Raw genomic sequence first — 20,147 nt, forward strand, 5'->3', positions numbered from 1 at the left:
GAGAATCACGCGCAGTCGTCTCCGCGAGCCCCTCATCGTTCTGGTTGATGTCGTTGTTCTCAGCCGGGTCGCCCCGACGAAAAACACCACTCAAGGCTAGCCCTCTCAGCTCTCATGGCAACCCCGATTGCGCGGGAACCCCCGATTCCGAGGTTGTGAACAGCCCGTCGCAGGTCCGTCTAAAGTGGTTCCATGCGCCTTCTCACCAGCTTTGATGATCGTGATCCCGTTCCCTGGGCCAACGGTGCCGGGGAGACGACCGAGCTCGTCTCCCTCGCCGACTCCGAGAATCTGACCCCGCTTGCGCGGCCGTGGCGACTGAGCATCGCACGGCTCGATCGCACCGCCGAGTTCTCCGTCCTGCCAGGGATGGAGCGCACCTTCCTGCCCACCGCCGAGGTGGTGCTGTCCGTCGACGGTCGAACACACCGCATTCCCCGGCTGACTCCGCTGCGCTTCCGCGGGGACCGAGCCGTCGTGCTCACTGAACTGGGTGAGCCGTGCTTCGCAGTCAATCTCATAGTCGCTCAGTCGGATTCGGTCGACCCGCCTCGGCGAGAGCTGGCGATGATCGGCCCCGACGAGGAACACGCAGTGAGGGCGGACGACGGCGCCGCCTTCCTCCTCACCCTCGCGTCGAGCCCGGACCGCCCGCGTTTCCAGCTGTTCGAACTCACCGGTTCCGACGGTCCGGCGGACCGCCTCGGCGGAGTCCTCCTGCGTTGAGGGAAGACGGGGCCCACACCGCTGGGGAAATGGTGTGAAGCGCGTGTCTGCCGCATCACACCGGTCGTCGTTTTCGCAGGTCAACACGCCTATCCGCGGTCGGGTGGGTCAGCGATCTCCCAGACTGCGAGGGGGTGGGTCAGGATGCCCGCACACTCGAGTCCGATACTGGTGAGAAGTACGTGTTTATGGAGGACCATTGGCATCGAATCACGGCGAAACCGACCAGACGGACAAGCAGCGGACGACTCCCGGCAGTGAGGCTCCGACGAGCGCGCCGCGGCACTCTCAGACTCTGCCGCTCATCACCGAGGAGATCGCGGAGAGGCCTCGTGCCGAGGCGGCGCCGACCGAGCATGTCACTACTCCGGTGATGCCGCCCAATCCGATCCGCAGTGACGATCGGACCGGAGCAAGTCCGGCGAGGAGCGTGTCGGCGGAGACCGTGGGCACCGAGGACGGGCAGCGGACCGCCTCGGTGCCGTCGGGGGACGGAAGCCCGGCGAGAGAAGCGACTGGCGGTGCCGACGAGAAGAAGTCCGAAGGGCGCATTTCGGCCACCCAGCTGATCGCGGGTGCCGGTGCCGCGGCGACCTCCTCGGTCATCGGCGGTCAGCTCGGCGTCGCCGGCACCGTCGTCGGCGCGGGCATCGCGAGCATCGTCACCGGTCTCGCCGTCACCCTCTACGGCCGCAGCCTCGACAAAGGCAAAGAGAAGATCCAAGAGGTCGGCTCCAAGCTGGCCCCGGCCGTCAAGGCGAAGATCGCAAAGAACCCCACCGCGAAGACCGCAACTGTCGATCAGACACTTGCCGAGGATTCGGCCTTCGCCCCGCCGGAGCCCACCGGTGGCCATGCGACTGCATCAGCCGCCTCGGCGCCGGATGACAGAACAGCCGAGGACGGCGACGGCAGTGAAACCGAGAGCGAGCCCCGCTCCTGGTGGCAGAAGCTGCGTCGGAAACGGGTCCTCTACCCGTTGACGATCGGCGTTGCTGCCTTCGGAATCGGACTCGGTGCGGTCGTTGTGGCCGAGAACTTCACCGAAGCCGATATCTCACCAGGCACCTCGCAGATCTCACGATCGGTGACCGGGCAGTCGACGAACGACGAATCCGTCACCGACGACGGGGCCTCGGACTCCGGAAGCAGTGGAAACGAATCGTCGAGCGGATCCGGGTCGGGCGCCGACGGCGGTCAGAGCTCATCGAACAGCGGATCGAACACCCAGAACGGTCAGTCCACCTCGGCGGGGGAGACCGACACCGAAGGTGCGGCCGAGGGCCAGGACTCTCAGGGCACGGACACGACGACGGGCACGAGCGATTCCACCGGCAGCTCGACGAGCACCGACGGCACCGAAACGAGCAGCGGTTCCACCTCGACCGATGGCACCGGCACCACCGGGGACACCAGCGGCGGGACAAACAGCAGCACAGGCTCCGGATCCGGCTCGGACGGGTCGGGCAGCGGTTCCGGCAGCGGCTCGTCGGGTTCGGGCGGATCCGGAACCGGCGGCTCGACCGGCGGTTCCGGTGGTGGGTTGGCCGCCTCGGCGGAGGGGTGAGCCGGACAACGTCGAGGACGGGAATTTAGACAGCCCACCCTTGGTTGTATGAAGTAGAGAACATCGCTAGGTTGAAACCAACTCCGACAGTGTTCTGCCGAAGTCGGGATAACGAGACTGGGCGAACGGCGCTCAGCCGATCGATCAGCTGCACCGGCGGGAACCGCATCTCACCGGTGGCCGTGATCGCGGGCTGGGCGACGACGCCTGAAATCAAACGGTTGAAGGAGATGTTATGACGCAACATACAGATCATGAATATGCCGGTCACGACAATACGAAGGCATCGACGACCGAGTCCGGTGCGCCGCGGGAATCCGATGCTCACTCGCTGAGTGTGGGCGCGAACGGGCCGCTGCTGCTCCACGATGTGGCTCTGGTTGAGAAACTTGCTCGCTTCGACCGTGAGCGTGTTCCCGAGCGCAGCCCCCACGCCAAGGGATCCGGCGCATTCGGTGAGCTCGAAGTCACCGAAGACGTCTCCAAGTACACGAAGGCCGACTTCCTGCAGCCGGGCAAGAAGACCCCGATGCTGGCCCGCTTCTCCACCGTCGCCGGTGAACTCGGCTCGCCCGACTCCTGGCGCGACGTGCGCGGATTCGCACTGAAGTTCTACACCGAAGAGGGCAACTTCGACATGGTGGGCAACAACACCCCCGTGTTCTTCGTCCGCGATCCCATGAAGTTCCCCGACTTCATCCACTCGCAGAAGCGCACCCCCGATTCGGGTCTGCGCAGCAACAACATGCAGTGGGACTTCTGGTCGCTCTCGCCAGAGTCGGCTCACCAGGTCTCCTACCTCATGGGACCCCGCGGCCTGCCCAAGAGCTGGCGCCACATGAACGGCTACTCCTCGCACACCTACATGTGGGTCAACGCCGAGGGAGAGAAGTTCTGGGTCCAGTACCACTTCCACACCGACCAGGGCGTGGAGAACATGAGCAACGAGGAAGCCGGTCGGATGGCTGGCGAGGACGCGGACATGCACCGTCGCGATCTGTTCGATGCCATCGAGCGCGGGGACTACCCGTCCTGGACCTTCAGCGTGCAGATCATGCCGTACGAAGAAGCCAAGGACTACCGCTTCAACCCCTTCGACCTGACCAAGACCTGGTCGAAGAAGGACTACCCGCTCATCAAGGTCGGCAAGTTCACCCTCAACGAGAACCCCTCGAACCACTTCGCGCAGATCGAGCAGGCTGCCTTCAGCCCCTCGAACACCGTGCCGGGAACCGGGCTCTCGCCGGACAAGATGCTGCTGGGACGTGTGTTCTCCTACCCGGATGCACAGCGCAACCGCATCGGCACGAACTTCAACCAGCTGCCGGTCAACGCCCCTGTCACGAAGACGAATTCGTATGACAAGGAAGGCCAGATGCAGTACCACCACTCGGGTAATGCACCGGTCTACGCCCCGAACTCGTACGGACGTTCCTTCCAGGACGAGCAGGGACCGGTCGACAACGGCTGGGAGGCCGATGGCGAGCTGGTCCGCAGCGCCTACAGCCTGCACGCCGAGGACGACGACTTCGGCCAGGCACACACCCTGGTTCGCGAGGTCTACTCCGAGGAGGAGCGCCAGGGGCTCATCGAGACTGTGGCCGGCGCACTCTCCGACGGAGTCGAGGAGCCGGTGCTGTCGAACGCGATCCAGTACTGGAAGAACATCGACGCCGAGGTCGGCGCTGCCATTGAGGCCAAGGTCAAGGGCTGAACCAGCCTGAGATCTTGAGCGCCTGACGCATCGAGCGCTCGGCACAAGACGGCGGCCCGGAACCTCCCCACCGCGGGAGCGTCCGGGCCGCCTTCTCTTTTCCTCTCTTCCAATTACTACCTGACGGCGGCGCAGCAACCTCGCGCCAGGTTGCTGCGCCGCCGTCAGGTAGTTCGTGGAGTCAACTGAGGTGGGCGGCGCGTTGGGCGATGCGACCGCCGGCGAGGACCATCTCGACCTGACGCGGCGACAGGCCATGGCGGAACTCGAACTTTCGGCCGGCCGCCTCGGCGGTGATCGTCGTCCCTTCACCGAGCTCATCGCGCAGACCACGGAACTCAAGCACATCACCCTGGGACAGGGATTCATAGTCGGCCTCGTTCGTGAACTCGAGAGCGAGGACGCCGAAGTTCGCGAGGTTCTGCCAATGGATCCGCGCCAACGATTTCGCCACCACGACCCGCAGGCCGAGATAGCGTGGAGCGATGACCGCATGCTCGCGTGAGGACCCCTGACCGTAGTTGTCCCCACCGACGATCGCGTGCCCTCCGTCGTGCTCGGCGGCGCGGGTGGCATAGGTGTCATCGACCTGGATATAGACGAACTCGGAGATCTTCGGGATGTTCGACCGGTACGGCAGAACGCGGGATCCGGCGGGCATGATCTCGTCGGTGGAGACGTTGTCGCCGACCTTGAGCAGGATCTCCAGATCGATGTCATCGGGCAGCGGTTCGAAGTCCGGCAGGGTCGAGATGTTCGTTCCTTTGACGAGCTCGACCGACCGGGCTTCCTCCGGTTCCAGCGGTGGGACGAGCATCTTGCGGTTCGCGGAGTACTTCTCGGGCAACCGCACCTCGGGATAGTCAATGTCGAGATCGCGAGGATCGGTGATCTTCCCAGTCAGCGCGGCAGCGGCCGCGGTCTCCGGCGAGCACAGCCACACGGCGTCCTCGTCGGTGCCGGACCGGCCGGGGAAGTTCCTCGGCATGGTGCGCAGACTGTTGCGCCCGACCGCAGGAGCCTGACCCATGCCGATGCAGCCCATACATCCGGACTGGTGGATCCGGGCCCCGGATCCCACCAGAGAGGTCAGCCACCCGCCGGCGATGAGGTCGGCAAGGACCTCCCGTGAGGTGGGATTGATGTCGAGTGAGATCTGCTGGTGGATCTGGCGGTCGGCAAGTGTTTCGGCGACGACGGCGAAATCCCTCAGACCCGGGTTCGCCGAGGAGCCGACGACGACCTGGAAGACGTCTTCGCCGGCGACCTCGCGCACCGGAGTGACATTGCCCGGCGACGAAGGTGCGGCGATGAGTGGCTCGAGCTGGGAGAGGTCGATGACGTCGGAGAGGTCGTATTCGGCGCCCTCATCGGCCTCGATGCGCGTGAAATCCTCACCGCGGTCGACGGCTTCAAGGTAGTCGCGGACGGCATCGTCGGCGGGGAAGACCGTGGCGGTGGCGCCGAGCTCGGCACCCATATTCGCAATCACGTGACGGTCCATGGCCGTGAGGTTCTTCAGTCCGCCCCCGTGATATTCGATGATCTTTCCGACTCCGCCCTTGACGCCGTGGCGACGCAGCATCTCGAGGATGACGTCCTTGGCCGAGACCCAGTCGGGCAGGGTGCCCGTGAGCTCGACGCCCATGATCTGCGGCGCGCTGATGAAAAGGGGCTCACCGGCCATAGCCATGGCGATCTCGAGCCCACCGACGCCGATGGCGAGCATTCCCAGGGCGCCGGCAGCGCAGGTGTGCGAGTCGGAACCGATGAGAGTGGCTCCGGGCTTTCCGAATCGTGACTGGTGAACGGGGTGGGATACGCCGTTGCCGGCAGGGGAGAACCACAGACCGAACCGTGCCGCGGCAGAGCGGAGGAACTCGTGGTCCTCCGGGTTCTTCTCATCGGTCTGCAGCAGGTTGTGATCGACGTACTGCACGGACAGTTCCGTGCGGATGCGGTCGAGGCCGAGCGCCTCGAGCTCGAGCATGACCAGGGTGCCCGTCGCATCCTGGGTGAGAGTCTGGTCGATCCGGATCCCGAGTTCGTTTCCGGGAGCGAGCTCCCCGGACTCCAGATGTGACCGGATGAGCTTCTGAGCAACGTTCTCAGCCATTGTCCGCCTCCTTCGGCAGTCAGCGATCCACCGAAGCCACTCGGTTTGCGGTGGTCAATCCACGCTAGTCCTCGACCGACGGGTTCTCAAGGTCGGTCACCTCCTGCGACCGGGTTTGCGCGTCTCAGAACTACCCGACGGCGGCTCACCAACCTCGCGCGAGGTTGCTGAGCCGCCGTCAGGTAGCAATTGGGGACTGTTGGGATTGGGCGGTGAGGAGGATACTGGGACTATGCCGGAGCTGCCCGAGGTCGACGCGCTGGTCGACTTCCTGCGTCCGCGGCTGGTCGGGGACTTCGTCACCCGCGCGGACATCGCCGAGCTCAGCCTGCTCAAGACCGTCGACCCGAGCATCGATGCGCTCGCCGGACTTGAAATCACCGAGGTGGCCCGCCGTGGGCGAGCCCTCATCATCGGCTTCGACGGACTTAACCTGGTCTGCCGGTTCGCCCGAATGGGCTGGCTGAACTGGCACGACACCGCACCGAGTGGTCCGATCCGGATGGGCAAAGGGCCGTTGGGAATGCGCGTAGCCCTGGCCTCGGGAGCCGCCTTCGACCTCATCGAACCCGGATCGAAGAAGAACGCCGCCGTCTCCCTCGTCCGCGACCTCTCCGAGGTGCCCGCCCTCGCATCGCTCGGCCCCGACGCCCTGAGTCTCACCGTCGACGAACTCGCCGCGGCACTGTCCGAGTCGACCTCCCGGATCAAAACGGTCCTCGAAGATCAGAGAATCATCTCGGGCCTCGGCAATGCCTATACCGATGAGATTCTCCACGCTGCGAAGCTCTCCCCGTTCGCAACCGCGAAGACCGTCGACCCGCAGACGTTGCACACCGCCATCCATGAGGTGCTCGATGTCGCTCGCACAGCCCTCATCGGCCTGCCGCCGGGCAAGATCAAAACCGCGAAGAAACGCGGATTCTCCGTTCACGGCCGCACAGGTGAGTCCTGTCATGTCTGCGGGGAGATCATCGCCGAGGTGTCCTTTGCCGACAAATCCCTCCAGTACTGCCCCGGCTGTCAGACCGGCGGAAGGAAGCTCTCCGACCGTCGAATGGACCGCCTCCTCAAGTGATGCGCCTCCTCAAGTGAGGTCCGACCACCGGCATGGACGGCACCATCGACAGGATCTGTACCGCGCTCACCGCACTCTCACGCTGGGCGGAGGCGAAAATGGCGGTCGGCGATGCCATGGGCACGCAGGGCCACCTCGGTGATGGCGGTGAGGAACTCATCCCGGGATGATCGCTCATCGGCGGGAGTGTGAATGCGCTGCACGAGCGTCTCGGTGATTCCGCCGACGAGGACGATGCTTGTGAGGTCATTCGACGCCGCCGGCGCGGTCAGGCCGTAGGCGTGATCGAGTTCGTCGAAGGCTCCCTGCACCGAGGCGGCCAGCAGTCGCATCGTCTGATGACGCCGTTCCTCGAGTGAGTCGCAGATGCCGACGGCTTCGACCTCGAGGACGCGAGCCTTGCGCTCGTCATCGAGCATCGGCGACAGGGCCGCGCCGACGATCAGCCTGGCAGCTTCGGCCAAAGTGGCGTCAGAGGGGATCTGCGCCTCGTCGAGGACCGTGGTGATCTCCTCGTTGAGTTCGATGTAGAGGTCCTCGAGAAGACTCTCCTGAGTCGGGAAGAGCTCGTAGAAGGACCGGCTGGAGACCCCCGACTCCTGACACAGGGCTTGCACCGAGGTCTTGCGGAACCCGATCGTTCCATAGAGCTCGAGCGCCGCGTCGAGCAGGCGCGTACGACGCGCCGAATCCCGTTCCGACCGCAGGGTGCCGTGCCAGCGACGTGGGGAAGAAGGCTGGGCCGGAGAAGAATCCATCCTCCCATTATAGTGAAAATTCATATTTTCACTGGCATACTCTGTGACATGGCTTACATGATTCGACAAGGTCGTCGCGCACCGGCCCCCACCGCCCCGGTCGCCCCGGACCCTTCTCTGCCGAAGGTCTGCATCATCGGAGCGGGATCCTCCGGCATCGCCGCCGCGAAGACGCTCTACACCTCGGCCATCCCCTTCGACTGCTTCGAAAAGGGCAGCGAAATCGGCGGCACATGGCTCTTCGACAACCCCAATGGTCAGAGCGCCTGCTACGAGACCCTGCAGATCAACACCTCGTGCCCGCGCATGGCCTTCTCCGACTTCCCGATGCCCGAGCACTACCCGCACTACGCCAGCCACGATCAGGTCTTCGACTATTTCCGTGACTACGTCGACCACTTCGGATTCGGTCACACGATCACCTTCAACACCGAAGTCACCGATGTTCGCCGAGGCGGCCGTGGCGGTTGGGATGTCGACATCAGATCCGGAATAGGTCAAGATGCCGTGTCGGAGACCCGGCACTACGATGCCGTGATGGTCGCCAACGGCCACCACTGGGATGCCCGCTGGCCCGACCCTGCCTACCCGGGGGACTTCGCCGGCGAACAGATCCACGCCCACGACTACCGCAGCGGTGACCAGCTCGAGGGACGTGATGTGGTCGTCGTCGGTGCCGGCAACTCGGCCATGGACATCGCCGTCGAAGGCTCGCGCCGGGCGAACAACGTCACCCTCTCGATCAGACGCGGCCAATGGGTGATGAAGAAGACGATCATGGGCATGGCGGCCGACCAGATCGTCCTGCCCGGGTGGGCCCCGTGGTGGATGACCTCGGCCCGGCTGCGCCTCGGCGCGATCCTCTCCGGCGGGTTGAAGAAATACGGACTGCCGGTGCCCGGCCACACGCCGGGCCAGTCCCACCCCGTGCAGTCGGATGCCATCCGGGATCGCCTCAAGGCCGGTGCCGTGACGGTGCGTCCCGGGATCGAACGCCTCGAGCGCGACCGCGTCGTCTTCACCGACGGAACCTCAGCCCCGGCCGACCTCATCGTCTGGGCCACCGGGTACCGGGTGTCGTTTCCGTTCCTGTCCTCCGACGTCGTCGATGTCGCGAACAACGACCTGCCGCTGTGGAAGCGGTGTGTCCACCCCGACCGGCCGGGTCTGTTCTTCATCGGCCTGCTCCAGCCGGTGGGTGCGGTCATGCCGCTGTCCGAAGCCCAGTCGAAGCTGGTGGCGAAGATCCTCACGGGATCCTGCGAACTGCCGAGCCGTCGGGACATGGTCAGACAGATGGCTCGCGATGACTGCCGGAACAAGAAGCAGTTCTACGATTCGCCCCGGCACACGATGGAGGTCGACTTCGACCACTACCTGTGGGAGATCGACCGGGAGATGAAGAAGGGATCGATCGCCGCATGAAACGCTTCGGCACGACCCGCGGGAAGATCGTCGCCGTCACCGGAGGGGCACGCGGAATCGGCAAGGCGATCGCCGCACAGTTCACCGCGGCCGGCGCTCGAGTCGCCATCGGCGACCGCGACCTCGAAGCGGCCGAGGACACCGCCGCGGAACTGGGAGTGCGCGCCTTCGGCCTCGACGTCACCGATCCGGACTCCTTCGCCGATTTCCTCGAATTCGTCCGCCGCGATCTCGGCCCCGTCGATGTGCTCGTCAACAATGCCGGCATCATGTGGGTCGGTTCCTTCGACGAGGAACCGAACGGAGCGGCTCGCGCTCAGCTCGAGGTCAACCTCCTCGGCGTCATCAACGGAATCAAGACCGCAGCACCTGCCATGCGCGAGGCCGGGCACGGTCATCTCATCACGGTCGCCTCGGCGGCATCGATCCTGCCCACCCCGGGCGAGGCGACATACGCGGCGACCAAACACGGAGTGCTCGGCTACCTCAAGGCTGTGCGCACGGAGATGCGCGGTACCGGGGTGCACTTCACCGCCGTCATGCCCGCCGTCGTCGACACCGTCCTGGCCGCGGGGACCGGCACCGGTGCGGGTCCGCTGCTGCGTCCCGACGATGTCGCGGTCGCCGTCGTCCGTGCGGTCGCCCGGCCCCGTTTCGAGATCACCGTACCCGGCTTCATCGGTCCCGTGACCCGCCTGGCCGATCTCCTGCCGCAGCCGGTCAGGGACCGTATCTTCGGGGCCATGGTGCCCGACCAGGTCGCGCAGGTGAGGGCCGACGCCCGCACCGGTTACGAGGTCGCGGCGTTCACGACCTCCCGCGCGGGGCGCGGTCAGGGGTGGGCCGCCTCGGCGGAATAGTCCTCCAGATCTATCCGTTGTGCAGAGGTGCGGGCCATCTGAGGCCCGGACATTCTGCGAATGGAGGAAAATTTGACGTCACGGAAGCAGATCCCCGGCACCGACCTGTCCGTCTTCCCGATCAATCTCGGCACGAACACCTTCGGGTGGACGGCCGATGAGGCGCAGTCCCATGCCGTCGTCGACGCCTTCGTGGCAGGCGGCGGCAATTTCCTCGACACCGCCGAGTCCTACCCTGCGTGGGTGCCCGGCAACACCGGCCGCGAATCCGAGGCCATCATCGGCACCTGGTTGGCCTCGCGGGGCAACCGCGATGACGTCGTCATCGCCACGAAGGTCGGCGACCATCCCGAGCACAAGACGCAGGATCCCGAATATATCCGCACCGCCATCGACGCCTCACTGGAGCGTCTGCAGACCGATCACGTCGACCTCTACTACGCCCACCGTGACGATGAGGTGACCCCCATCGCCGAGGTGGCCCGCGTCTTCGATGAGATCGTCCGTTCCGGTAAGGCCAAGCACACCGCGGTGTCGAACTATTCGCCGGCGCGTCTGGCCGGGTGGTTCGCAGCGGCTGAGGACGAAGGGCTGGTCAAGCCGGTCGCGATCCAACCGCAGTACAGCCTCGTCTATCGGCGGGAGTTCGAGACCGATCTGCGCCCAATCGCCGAGCGGCGGGATCTCGCGGTGTTCTCGTACTTCAGCCTTGCCGCCGGCTTCCTCACCGGCAAATACCGCACCGAAGCCGACCTCGAGGGGGCCGATCGGGGTGGCATGGTGCAGGGATATTTCAATGCCGAGGGGCTTAAGGTCGTCGACGATCTCGTCGCGATCGCTGATTCGCACGATGTCGCTCCGACGACTGTGGCGCTGTCCTGGCTGCTGGCTAAGGGCGTGACGGCGCCGATCGCCTCGGCCCGCACACCTGAGCAGCTCGAGGCGGTCATGGCCGCGCCCGGGCTCGAGCTCAGCGCCGACGAGGTCGACCGTCTCGACCGGGCCTCGACACCGTTCGCTGTAGAAGAACCGTCCTGACTTCCCTCCCAATTACTACCTGACGGCGGCTCAGCAACCTCGCGCGAGGTAGCTGAGCCGCCGTCAGGTAGTTCTAGGGGTGTCTCAGGCGACGATTTCGTCCTTGGGCTCGACGGTGTGGGCAATGGCGGCGCCGATGACCGTGCCGATGGCGATCGTGAAGAACGTGGTCGCAGCCGCCAGCATGCTGCCGGCAACCCCAGCGCCGTCACCGAATTCGATCTGTGAGGCATTAAGGAGCCCGAACGACCCGGGGGCGACGACGAGGAACGCGGGCACGAAGCTGATCCGCCAGATCGGGCCTTTCGGCAGGCGCGAGAGCACGACGGCCACCACCGATGCGGTCAGAGCGCCGGCCAGACCGCCGATGGCCGCACCGAATTCGGCACCGATGCCCAGTTGCGCCAGCGCGGCCGCAGCGATGGTGAGGACGATCGGCACGGTGTGCTCGAGCGGAGTGTGCAGATAGATGATGAGGCCCAGCGTCGCGGCGGCCACGCCCAGGGCGGAGAGCCACCATGTCGAGGAGGTGAGCTGGGAGTTCGCAAGCGCCTCGGCGCCGGTGCCAGTGACGACGGCGGCACCGGCGACTCCGGCGATGAACATCGCCAACTGGACGGTGGCCGAGACGAGCCGGGAACTGCCTGCCGAGAGGGCACCGGCGGAGATCTCGGTCAGCCCGGTGACCACGGCGCTGCCGGGCAGCAGCAGCGCCAGGGTGGCGACGATCGTGCGCAGGGGACTGTCCAGCCAGTCGAGTCGGAAGCCGATGAGGATGAGCACCGCGACGATGAACGCCGAGGCGACCGGCAGCAGCGGTCCCAGGCTGGGGTGGCGGGCGTTGACGGCGAGGACACCCGCGACGATGAGTGAACCGAGAGCGGCGAAGGCGAGGTTGACCAGTCCCGGTTCGAGCAGCAGGCACAGCCCGACTCCGACGGGCACCGCGCCGAGGCAGGTCACCCATCCGGGCCAGCGCGGGGGAGTGCCGTAGACCTCGGCCTCGATCATGCGACGAGCGGCGTCGATGCCGAGCCGACGTGACCGCACGGCGTCGACGATGTCGAGCAGCTTCGCTGTCTGGTCGAACCGCAGGTCAGGGCCGATGCGTTCGAATCGGGTGGGACTGCCGGGGCCGATGGTGAGGAAAAGGCCCTTGGGAAGGGCAGCGACATTGATGGACTTCAGGCCGACCGCAGGTGCCAGTCCGGTGAGAGCGTCTTCGACATCGACCGAGGAGATCCCACCGGCGAGCAGCCCCGTCCCGATCGTCACCAGCAGCTCCTGTGCGGGGACGGTCTTTTCGCTTGCCTCGTGCACTCCCAATCCCTCTCGTCTGCAGATCGGCCGACGAAGTAGAAGATACCAGCCTCTTACTACCCGACGGGGGCCCAGCAACCTGGCGCGAGGTTGCTGGGCCCCCGTCGGGTAGCAATTAGGGGAATCAGTGGGCGGCGGGTGCGGTGATTCCTTCGGCGGGGGAGCCGACGAGAGCGGCCGCGGCGCGTTCGGCGATCATGATCGTCGGAGCGTTCGTGTTTCCGGTCGGCACGAGCGGCATGATCGACGCATCGGCCAGCCGCAGCCGGCTCACGCCCCGGACCTCGAACGTGGCCGGGTCGACGACAGCCTCGGCGTCCGTCCCCATCCGGCAGGTCCCGGCTTGGTGATGATAAGTCACAACCGACCCGCGGACATAGTCCTCGAGGTCCTCGTCGGCCACCTCGGGGCCCGGGTGGATCTCGGTGGGCTGCCACGATGACAGCGCCTCGGCGCGCCCGATCTCACGGCACTGCCTCACCGAGGCGACGAGAGCGTCGACATCGGCCTGTGCCGAGAGCACCTGCGGGTCGACGACGAGCGGATCCTGTGGATTCGGCCCGCTGAGCCGCACCTCTCCGCGGCTCTCGGGGCGAACCAGGCCGCCCTGCAGAGTGAATGCTCCGCCGGGTCCTGGTCCGGTCTGCGCGGCCGGCGCCGCATCCTGGGCATACATCGGCACGGAGAAGAACAACGGTTGGGTGTCGGGGACCGGCAGATCCGGTCGGGACTTCGCAAAGAAGTGCACCTCGGCGGGCGCCACCTCTCCCATCGGCACCTCCCGATCTCCGGTGGAGAAGATGACCGGCGAGAGCCAATGATCCTGGAGATTCTTGCCGACGCCCGGCAGATCGACCACCGAGTCGATGCCGACCTCGGCAAGCTCCTCGGCGGGACCGATGCCCGACCGCAGAAGCAGCTCGGGAGAGGCCAGGGCACCTGCGGAGAGGACAACCTCGTCGGCGGACACGGCGCCGACGCGGCCGCGGAAATCAATCTCGAGTCCGGTGACCGTGGTCCCGTCGAGGAGAAGCCGACGGGCGTGCGCGGTGGTGAGAATCGTGAGGTTCTCATCGCCGAGGCGGGGCTTGAGGTAGGCGCGCCATGTGTTGAGTCGTTTGCCGTCGCGGACGTTGAGCTGGATCTTTCCGATGCCTTCGACGGATCCGGAGTTGTAGTCGTCATTGACGGGTATGCCGGTCTGTGTGGCGGCCGTGAACATGTCCTCCTGCAGCGGGTTGCGCGCATAGTCGACGCGCACATCCATCGGACCGTCGGTGCCTCGATTCTCAGCGATGTCGCCGTCGAAGCTCTCGATTGCGGCGAAGACCGGCCAGACCTCGTCCCAGGACCATCCCGGACACCCGGATTCGACCCACTGTTCGTAGTCCCAGGCATCGCCGCGGACCCAGATAACGGCGTTGAGGGCATTCGACCCGCCGAGGACCTTGCCGCGGGGGAGGTGGATGCGGCGGTTCATCGCCGCCGGCTGCGGGGGAGTGTAGTAGTCCCAGTCCTGCTGCGAATGCCAGATCAGGCCGAGGTTGTTGAGATGGTCGATATTCGGATTGGTCTCGTCTCCGCCGGCCTCGACGAGGCAGACCTTCTTTCCGGCATCGAGCAGCCGACGGGTGAGGACGCACCCGGCCGATCCCGCTCCGACGACGACGTAGTCGAATCGCTCGTTCGGGATCTCAATGGGGAACGTGTCCGGGTGGTCTGAGGTGTTCGAGGCCACGGTGCCTGATTCATACTCGGTTGTCATGGCCTCAGGCTAGTGACGTCGGTCACTGGTGAGGAATGCCTGCGGACGAGGTGTGCACGATTCGGCAAGCCGTCGGCGACGGTCGTGCGCGCATCGTCAATTCCGGTCCCACCCGACCTCTCCGTGCTACCCGACGGCGGCCCAGCAACCTGGCGCCAGGTTGCTGGGCCGCCGTCGGGTAGCAATTGGGGAGGTACTGAAAGGCGGGAAGGGTGTGTCGTCGACGGCGAGAATGATTAGGCCCTATCGGATTCCGCCTCGTAAACGAGTCTGCCCTCGAAGTAGGTTCGGCAGACTGTCGTTTCGTGGATCGCTGCAGGGTCGACTGTGAAGAGGTCGCGGTCGAGGACGATGAAATCTGCGGACATTCCGGCTCGCAGCATTCCGGTCTCGTCTCCCAAACCCATGGCCTCAGCAGGGTTTCGAGTAAATGCGGCAATGGCCTGATCGATCGTGAGGGCCTCTTCCGCGTTGAGCTGGCCAGGCACAGTCGAGTCCGGGTTCGCCCGGGTGATGAGAGTGGCCAGGCCGGTCCATGGATCCGGCGTCGGCGCCGCGCAGGGCCAGTCTGATCCGCCAGAGACGGCTGCCCCCGACTCCACCAGCCGGCGCAGCGGCCATGAACGGTCAAACGTTTCCGCTGGTACCTGCTTCTTCATCGACTCCTGCATCACTGACGGAAACCATAGGTACGGTGACGCGTCGGGGACCACGCCGAGTTCGGCGAAACGGTTCAAGTCATCGTCATGGACGAACTCGACGTGAGCGATGTGGAATCTTGCCGTCCATCCCCGCAGCCTGCGTACCTCTTGAACTGCGTCGAGGATCATCCGCACTGCGCCGTCGCCGGTGGCATGGAGCTTCGCATTGAGCCCGCGATCGACGAGCGCGAGCAGTGAGGAAGTGAGCTCGTCGGCATCCCACAGCGGTTCGCCGGTGAAATTCGGATCGTCGTCGGGGTGATTGCACCTGTATGGGTGGATCAGGGCCGCTGTCCGAGTCATCGGCACACCGTCGAGGACATACTTCGCGAAGGTCGGATGCACGTGTTCGGAGTGGTTCTGGTCTCCGACATCGTAGAGTTCTTCGCCGTTGATCCCCTCCTCGAGGAAAGGGCGAGAGGGCATCGAAGCGACCACATGCGCGGTGAGTTCCCCTGCCTCGTCGATGTCGTGGAGAGTGCGCAGGGCGTAATCCATCGTCGCTGATTCCTGCACCGCAGTGATCCCATAGGAATTCAGCGTCTTCACCGCAGTGGTGAAGGCCCGCGCATGAAAATCCGCGATGTCGACGACGGTGTCCATGACGGCTGCTTCCGCCGGACCGCACGCGAGCTCGGTGAGCACACCGTTGAGCCTGCCGTCACGGTCCCGGACATAGGACCCGCCCTTGGGGGCGTGGGATGTCTCATCGATGCCGAGGATCTCGAGAGCCGCAGAGTTCACCCACCGGTTGTGCATCGTGTCGTCACGGAGCAGGACTGGGCGGCCGTCTGCCGCTTCGTCCAGAGTCGCGAGATCCATGTGGGTGAGATCGTCCATGACTGTCGAGCCGACGATCCCGCCCACGACCCACTCGCCGGGAGCCAGATTCTTACTCCAGTCCCGGACCTTGACAGCGATCTCAGCCACATCGTCGCTGGGCAGGACCGGCAGTTCGAAGGCCAACTGTCGTCCGCCGAGCCCGAGGTGGGCATGGACATCGACGAGTCCCGGCATAGCGAAGCTGCCGGCAAGGTCGATGATCTCGGGTTCACTTTGCAATGAGGCCCGAACCTCGTCGAGGGAGCCGAGTGCGCCGATCCTTCCGCTGCTGACGGCGAACGCATCGACGAACGGTTGCTCGGAATCACCGGTGAAGATTCGACCATTGGTGACGATGTACTCCTGCATCGTGCTCATCACTCCTCGCAGCAGTGGCCGCCGGACTCCGGGGCGGGGACGTCGAGGACGGGGGAGCGGTCGAAGAATCCCTCGGGTCGCAGCTTGAAGCCGACGGTGTCGACGGGCATGATCGGCCAGTCCTCGACCCGTGGGAAGTGGGTGAGGCCGAAGCTGTGCCAGACCACGATGTCCTCCCCGTCGACGCTGCGATCTGCCGCCGTCCACGCCGGCAGCCCCGCGTGACCGGGATGCTGGTTCGGGAAATCCCCGGTCGGGTACCGCTCGTCCTCCTGATACTGCGAGACCCACAGCGACTTCGACGCGAACGTGGCACGGCGATGAATCGACGAATCCTCGGCCGCGAGCAACGTGGGCAGGCCCGTCGGGTGCAGTTTGTATCCGACCGGTTCGCCGAGGCGGTTGGTCGACTCCGGGTTCGTCACCACCCATGTCCGCGCCTTCGACTGATCCGCATCCCGCTGCGCAGCCAGTTCGGTCGCCAGGACGGTCCGGGACCGGCTGAACGCATTGCCGCGGGGATTGTCCTGCGAGACCGGCAGACGCACCACGTCCTCCTCCTCGACCCGGCATTTGCCGCCGTCGAGGGCGAAGTCGAGTCGAGCCCCGAAGAGATGCTGGTGGAACGGGGCACCGAGTCCGGGCGCGATCTCCGAGGCGAAATCCGTCGACCCGTTCGGCAGCGCCGAGGTGAAGACGACACCGGTGGCCTTGGCCTCGAACTCGATCGTGCCGTCGAGGTAGAGATACCAGTAGAACCCGTAGTCGTAGTTGCCGACCGTGGTGAAGAACGAGACGACGAAGCGACGGTTGCGCCGGGTATAGGCGACACCCGACCACAGGTCCGAATGCTTGGCCAGAATCGACGCATCCTCCTCGTGCATGCAGATGCCGTTCTTGATCTGCCGAGGTTCGCCGAGGTTGTTCGCCACCCACGGCGACAGATAGGTGATGTCGCCGAGGCAGTCACACCCGAGCTCGAGCGAGTTCGCCCATTGCCCGACGAGGTATTCGCCGGTGTCGAAATAGTTCTGCCACGACCGCACCGGTGAGGGGTCACCATAGGGAACGACCATCTCGGCGATCGCCGCCCGATCGAGGATCGTGCGACGGCGCTCACCGTCGTCGAAGGCGATGTTGTGCAGGACGAGTCCCTCGCGCATGTCGAAGCCGACATCGAACGACCACTTCTCCCACTCGATGTGGTTGCCCTCGGTGACGGTGAAGCTCGGCCCCTCCGGCTGCGTGATGGAGATCGGCTTCTGCGTGGTCCGCACGGGCCCGGTGAGCTCCGGATCCGTGTAGTTCCCGTGCTCGGCCGGCACCGGAACGTTCTCGAGGTCAAGGACCTGGTCGACGGTTTTGTTCGTGACATCGACATAGGCGACGAGTCCGTCGATCGGGTGTGCCCACGCCGAGTCCGACTCATGCTGCTGGTGGAACGCCAGCCCGCGCAGGATCCTCCGTCCCTTCTCCTCCGGGTATTCGAAGACTCCGGCCGACAGCGGCGCCACCCGGACCTCTGCGACGGACAGCCCGCGCCTCTCGATGCTCGCCCGCCACGTCGGATCGGCGGCGAGGACCTCTTCGACGACCTCGAACTCCTCTTCCATGACGGGGAACTCGCCCTCTTCGGTGGAGTCCACCTCGGCGACGGATTCGACCGTCTCACGGGTGGCCGAGACGACGATATCGCGGGCAGTGCCTGCGGACTTGTCGAGGATGAAGGCACGGAAACGGCGATCCACCTCGGCGATGGCTCGCTTCGTACCGCGCAAGGGATCGAGCAGGCCGACGTAGGCCATGCGCGCGGTATCGGGGAAGTGCCCGGCCGCGCGCAGCACCGCGGTGACGGTCGAGATCTCGGCCTCGGTCGGCAGTGTGAAGGGGGTGGCGGTGGTCGCCTCGGCGACGGAGGGGGAGGAATGGCAGGACATTGTGCACCTTTGCAATCTGGGCCTGTGGGCTGAGTCACGCTAAAATCTACACTCGTAGGAAATAAAGTCAAGACCCGATCTGCATCGCTGTGGAGGAACCATGCCCAAGATCGTCGACCACGACCAGCGGCGACTGGACCTCGTGCAGGCGACCCTGCGCCTGATCGTCCGCCAGGGCCTCAGTGGGGCGACGATGCGCGATATCGCGGCTGAGGCCGGGTTCGCCAATGGGGTCGTCAAAACGTATTTCGGTTCGAAGGCGGACCTGCTGGCGGCCACCTACCTGTACGTCTTCGAGGCCACGAACGTCAGGGTCGCGACCTCGACGATGGGCCTGCGCGGGCTCGACGCTCTGCGCGCTTTCGCGCACGAGGTGCTCCCGGTGACCCCGGCGCTGCATGACGAAGCCCGCGTCGTCCTGTCCTATCTCGCCGAGGTGGCCCAGAACCCTGAACACGCCCGCGCGACCGCTGAGACCATGGAGCTGTGGAGGGCGTGGATCGTCTCCTGGCTAGGCGAGGCCGACGCCGACGGTCGTCTGCGTGCCGAGGTCGATATCGAATCCGAGACCGAAGTGCTCCTGACGTATCTGCTCGGGGCGCAGACCAGCGCGATCATCGGAGGCCGCGGATTCGACTTCGCCGGCTTTCGGGCCCAGCTCGACTACGTCATCGCCCGACTCGACCTGCCGAACTGAACCGGTAGGCCGGGCCGAACCTTGGGCGGAGGGAGCCTTGCCGGAGCGGGGTGACCAAATGGTCGGTAATCGTGCTCGGGGTCGTGACTGGCGCGGCGGTTGGGGATAGAGTGACCGGACAACGGGCCTTCGGCGAAGCGGTCGGGGCTGAGTGAACTGAGGACGACGATGTTGCTTGAAGACACCGCGAACGACTTCGACGGCTGGCAGGGCCTGGTCTCGGACTCGTTCGTCCCGCTCGATACGGAACCCCAGCGCCGAGGCGGATTCCAAGGTCGCATCAGCGCGCGCGACTACGACTCCGTGGTGATGTCGCAGATCAACGCCAATCCTCATGCCGTCCTGCGCACCCCCGAGCTGATCGCCCGCGCCCGATCGGCGGCGCACGGCTGCGCGGCCGGCACGAACTACTTCAAGGTATCGCTGCAGCTCGACGGGCACGGACTGCTCATCCAGGACGGACGTGAGATGGCTCTGGCGCCCGGATCGCTGGCCATCTATGACACGTCACGACCGTATACGCTCAGCTTCGATTCGGACTTCTCGTCCTACGTCATGATGTTCCCGCAGTCACGGGTCAACCTGCCTGCCGGAACCGTCGGCCAACTCACCGCCACCCCGATCGGAGCCGACCACCAACTCGGCGCGGTCGTCGCCCAGGTCATCTCCCAGGCCGGGGCCATGCTGCCGACCCTCAACCGGGCGACCGGTGTGCGGCTGGCCGGCAACGTCGTCGATCTGCTCACCACTGTGATGGCCGACGAGCTCTCTGCCGCGGGCGGCGAGATCGACGAACGGCAGCGACTGTGGGCCGAGATCACCGACTACATCGATGTCCACCTCTCCGACCCGCAGCTCACCCCCTCGACCATCGCCGCCGCCCACTTCATCTCGGTGCGCACCCTGCACCAGATCTTCGAAGGCACCGGGGAGACCGTTGCCGGAGAGATCCGACGACGCCGCATCGAGAAATGTCGAGTCGACCTCGCCGACCCCGGGCAGCGCCAGACCCCGGTGGCCGCCATCGGCGCCCGTTGGGGACTGAGCGATCCCGCACACTTCTCCCGGCTGTTCCGCAGTGCAGTCGGACAGCCGCCCGCCGGGTACCGCCGCAGCATCCACGCCGACTGAACCAGTCTTCGCACCGGTTGAACCGAAGCGCCCCGACGCGGATGCGCGAATCGTCAAGAACTCTGCCTGCAAAGCCAAGACGCGATCGGCAGGCGGCACCCACACTGGCAGTAA

The 20,147-nt window shown here is 65.5% G+C and carries 15 protein-coding genes; 9 read left to right on the forward strand and 6 right to left on the reverse strand.

All coding sequences use genetic code 11. The features are described from left to right. Positions 1-192: 192 nt before the first annotated feature. The 3 genes from KTJ89_RS04580 (at position 193) to KTJ89_RS04590 (ending at position 4,007) form a co-directional block, all read left to right on the forward strand. Entirely contained in the window at positions 193-726 is a 534-nt protein-coding gene (locus KTJ89_RS04580) for a HutD family protein (RefSeq protein WP_259356903.1), read from the forward strand. 199 nt (positions 727-925) lie between these two features. After that, the gene (locus KTJ89_RS04585; protein ID WP_259356904.1) at positions 926-2,293 is read left to right on the forward strand and encodes a hypothetical protein; all 1,368 of its coding nucleotides are present in this window, start codon (positions 926-928) and stop codon (positions 2,291-2,293) included. 235 nt (positions 2,294-2,528) lie between these two features. Further along, the gene (locus tag KTJ89_RS04590) at positions 2,529-4,007 is read left to right on the forward strand and encodes a catalase (RefSeq protein WP_259356905.1); all 1,479 of its coding nucleotides are present in this window, start codon (positions 2,529-2,531) and stop codon (positions 4,005-4,007) included. A gap of 181 nt (positions 4,008-4,188) precedes the next feature. On the opposite strand, the gene KTJ89_RS04595 is transcribed toward KTJ89_RS04590, so the two are convergent. Beyond that, positions 4,189-6,123: an aconitate hydratase gene (locus KTJ89_RS04595; protein WP_259356906.1), complete on the reverse strand. Its 1,935-nt coding sequence runs from the start codon at positions 6,121-6,123 to the stop codon at positions 4,189-4,191. A 232-nt stretch (positions 6,124-6,355) separates the two neighbouring features. Here KTJ89_RS04595 and KTJ89_RS04600 point away from each other — a divergent pair, with 232 nt between their 5' ends. Further along, the gene (locus KTJ89_RS04600) at positions 6,356-7,201 is read left to right on the forward strand and encodes a DNA-formamidopyrimidine glycosylase family protein (protein ID WP_259356907.1); all 846 of its coding nucleotides are present in this window, start codon (positions 6,356-6,358) and stop codon (positions 7,199-7,201) included. A gap of 77 nt (positions 7,202-7,278) precedes the next feature. Here the strand turns inward: KTJ89_RS04600 and KTJ89_RS04605 are convergent, their stop codons facing one another. Then, complete coding sequence (locus tag KTJ89_RS04605; RefSeq protein ID WP_259356908.1) at positions 7,279-7,959, reverse strand: TetR/AcrR family transcriptional regulator; 681 nt, start codon at positions 7,957-7,959, stop codon at positions 7,279-7,281. A 48-nt stretch (positions 7,960-8,007) separates the two neighbouring features. On the opposite strand from KTJ89_RS04605, the gene KTJ89_RS04610 reads away from it, so the two are divergent. From KTJ89_RS04610 to KTJ89_RS04620, 3 genes are all read left to right on the forward strand, one after another. Next, complete coding sequence (locus tag KTJ89_RS04610; RefSeq protein WP_259356909.1) at positions 8,008-9,384, forward strand: flavin-containing monooxygenase; 1,377 nt, start codon at positions 8,008-8,010, stop codon at positions 9,382-9,384. Beyond that, positions 9,381-10,244, forward strand: coding sequence for an SDR family oxidoreductase (locus KTJ89_RS04615; RefSeq protein WP_259356910.1), 864 nt, complete (start codon positions 9,381-9,383; stop codon positions 10,242-10,244). Before KTJ89_RS04610 ends, KTJ89_RS04615 begins: the two co-directional genes overlap by 4 nt. Positions 10,245-10,316: 72 nt before the next feature. Then, complete coding sequence (locus KTJ89_RS04620) at positions 10,317-11,282, forward strand: aldo/keto reductase (RefSeq protein ID WP_259356911.1); 966 nt, start codon at positions 10,317-10,319, stop codon at positions 11,280-11,282. An 84-nt stretch (positions 11,283-11,366) separates the two neighbouring features. On the opposite strand, the gene KTJ89_RS04625 is transcribed toward KTJ89_RS04620, so the two are convergent. From KTJ89_RS04625 to KTJ89_RS04640, 4 genes are all read right to left on the reverse strand, one after another. Further along, positions 11,367-12,602 carry a threonine/serine exporter family protein gene (locus tag KTJ89_RS04625; protein ID WP_259356912.1) on the reverse strand — a complete coding sequence of 412 codons (1,236 nt, stop codon included), beginning with the start codon at positions 12,600-12,602 and terminating at the stop codon, positions 11,367-11,369. Between the two features lie 124 nt (positions 12,603-12,726). Then, positions 12,727-14,367, reverse strand: a complete 1,641-nt coding sequence (locus KTJ89_RS04630) for a GMC family oxidoreductase (RefSeq protein ID WP_259356913.1) — start codon at positions 14,365-14,367, stop codon at positions 12,727-12,729. 236 nt (positions 14,368-14,603) lie between these two features. After that, entirely contained in the window at positions 14,604-16,268 is a 1,665-nt protein-coding gene (locus KTJ89_RS04635) for an amidohydrolase (protein WP_259356914.1), read from the reverse strand. After that, positions 16,268-18,205: a primary-amine oxidase gene (locus KTJ89_RS04640; RefSeq protein ID WP_259356915.1), complete on the reverse strand. Its 1,938-nt coding sequence runs from the start codon at positions 18,203-18,205 to the stop codon at positions 16,268-16,270. Before KTJ89_RS04640 ends, KTJ89_RS04635 begins: the two co-directional genes overlap by 1 nt. Before the next feature lie 100 nt (positions 18,206-18,305). Between KTJ89_RS04640 and KTJ89_RS04645 the strand changes: the two genes are divergently transcribed. Both KTJ89_RS04645 and KTJ89_RS04650 read left to right on the forward strand, forming a co-directional pair. Further along, positions 18,306-18,902, forward strand: coding sequence for a TetR/AcrR family transcriptional regulator (locus KTJ89_RS04645; RefSeq protein ID WP_259356916.1), 597 nt, complete (start codon positions 18,306-18,308; stop codon positions 18,900-18,902). Between the two features lie 168 nt (positions 18,903-19,070). Then, entirely contained in the window at positions 19,071-20,033 is a 963-nt protein-coding gene (locus KTJ89_RS04650) for an AraC-like ligand-binding domain-containing protein (protein ID WP_259356917.1), read from the forward strand. Positions 20,034-20,147 lie beyond the last annotated feature (114 nt).

The sequence above is a fragment of the Brevibacterium sediminis genome (assembly GCF_024895295.1).
GTDB classification, from domain to species: domain Bacteria; phylum Actinomycetota; class Actinomycetes; order Actinomycetales; family Brevibacteriaceae; genus Brevibacterium; species Brevibacterium sediminis.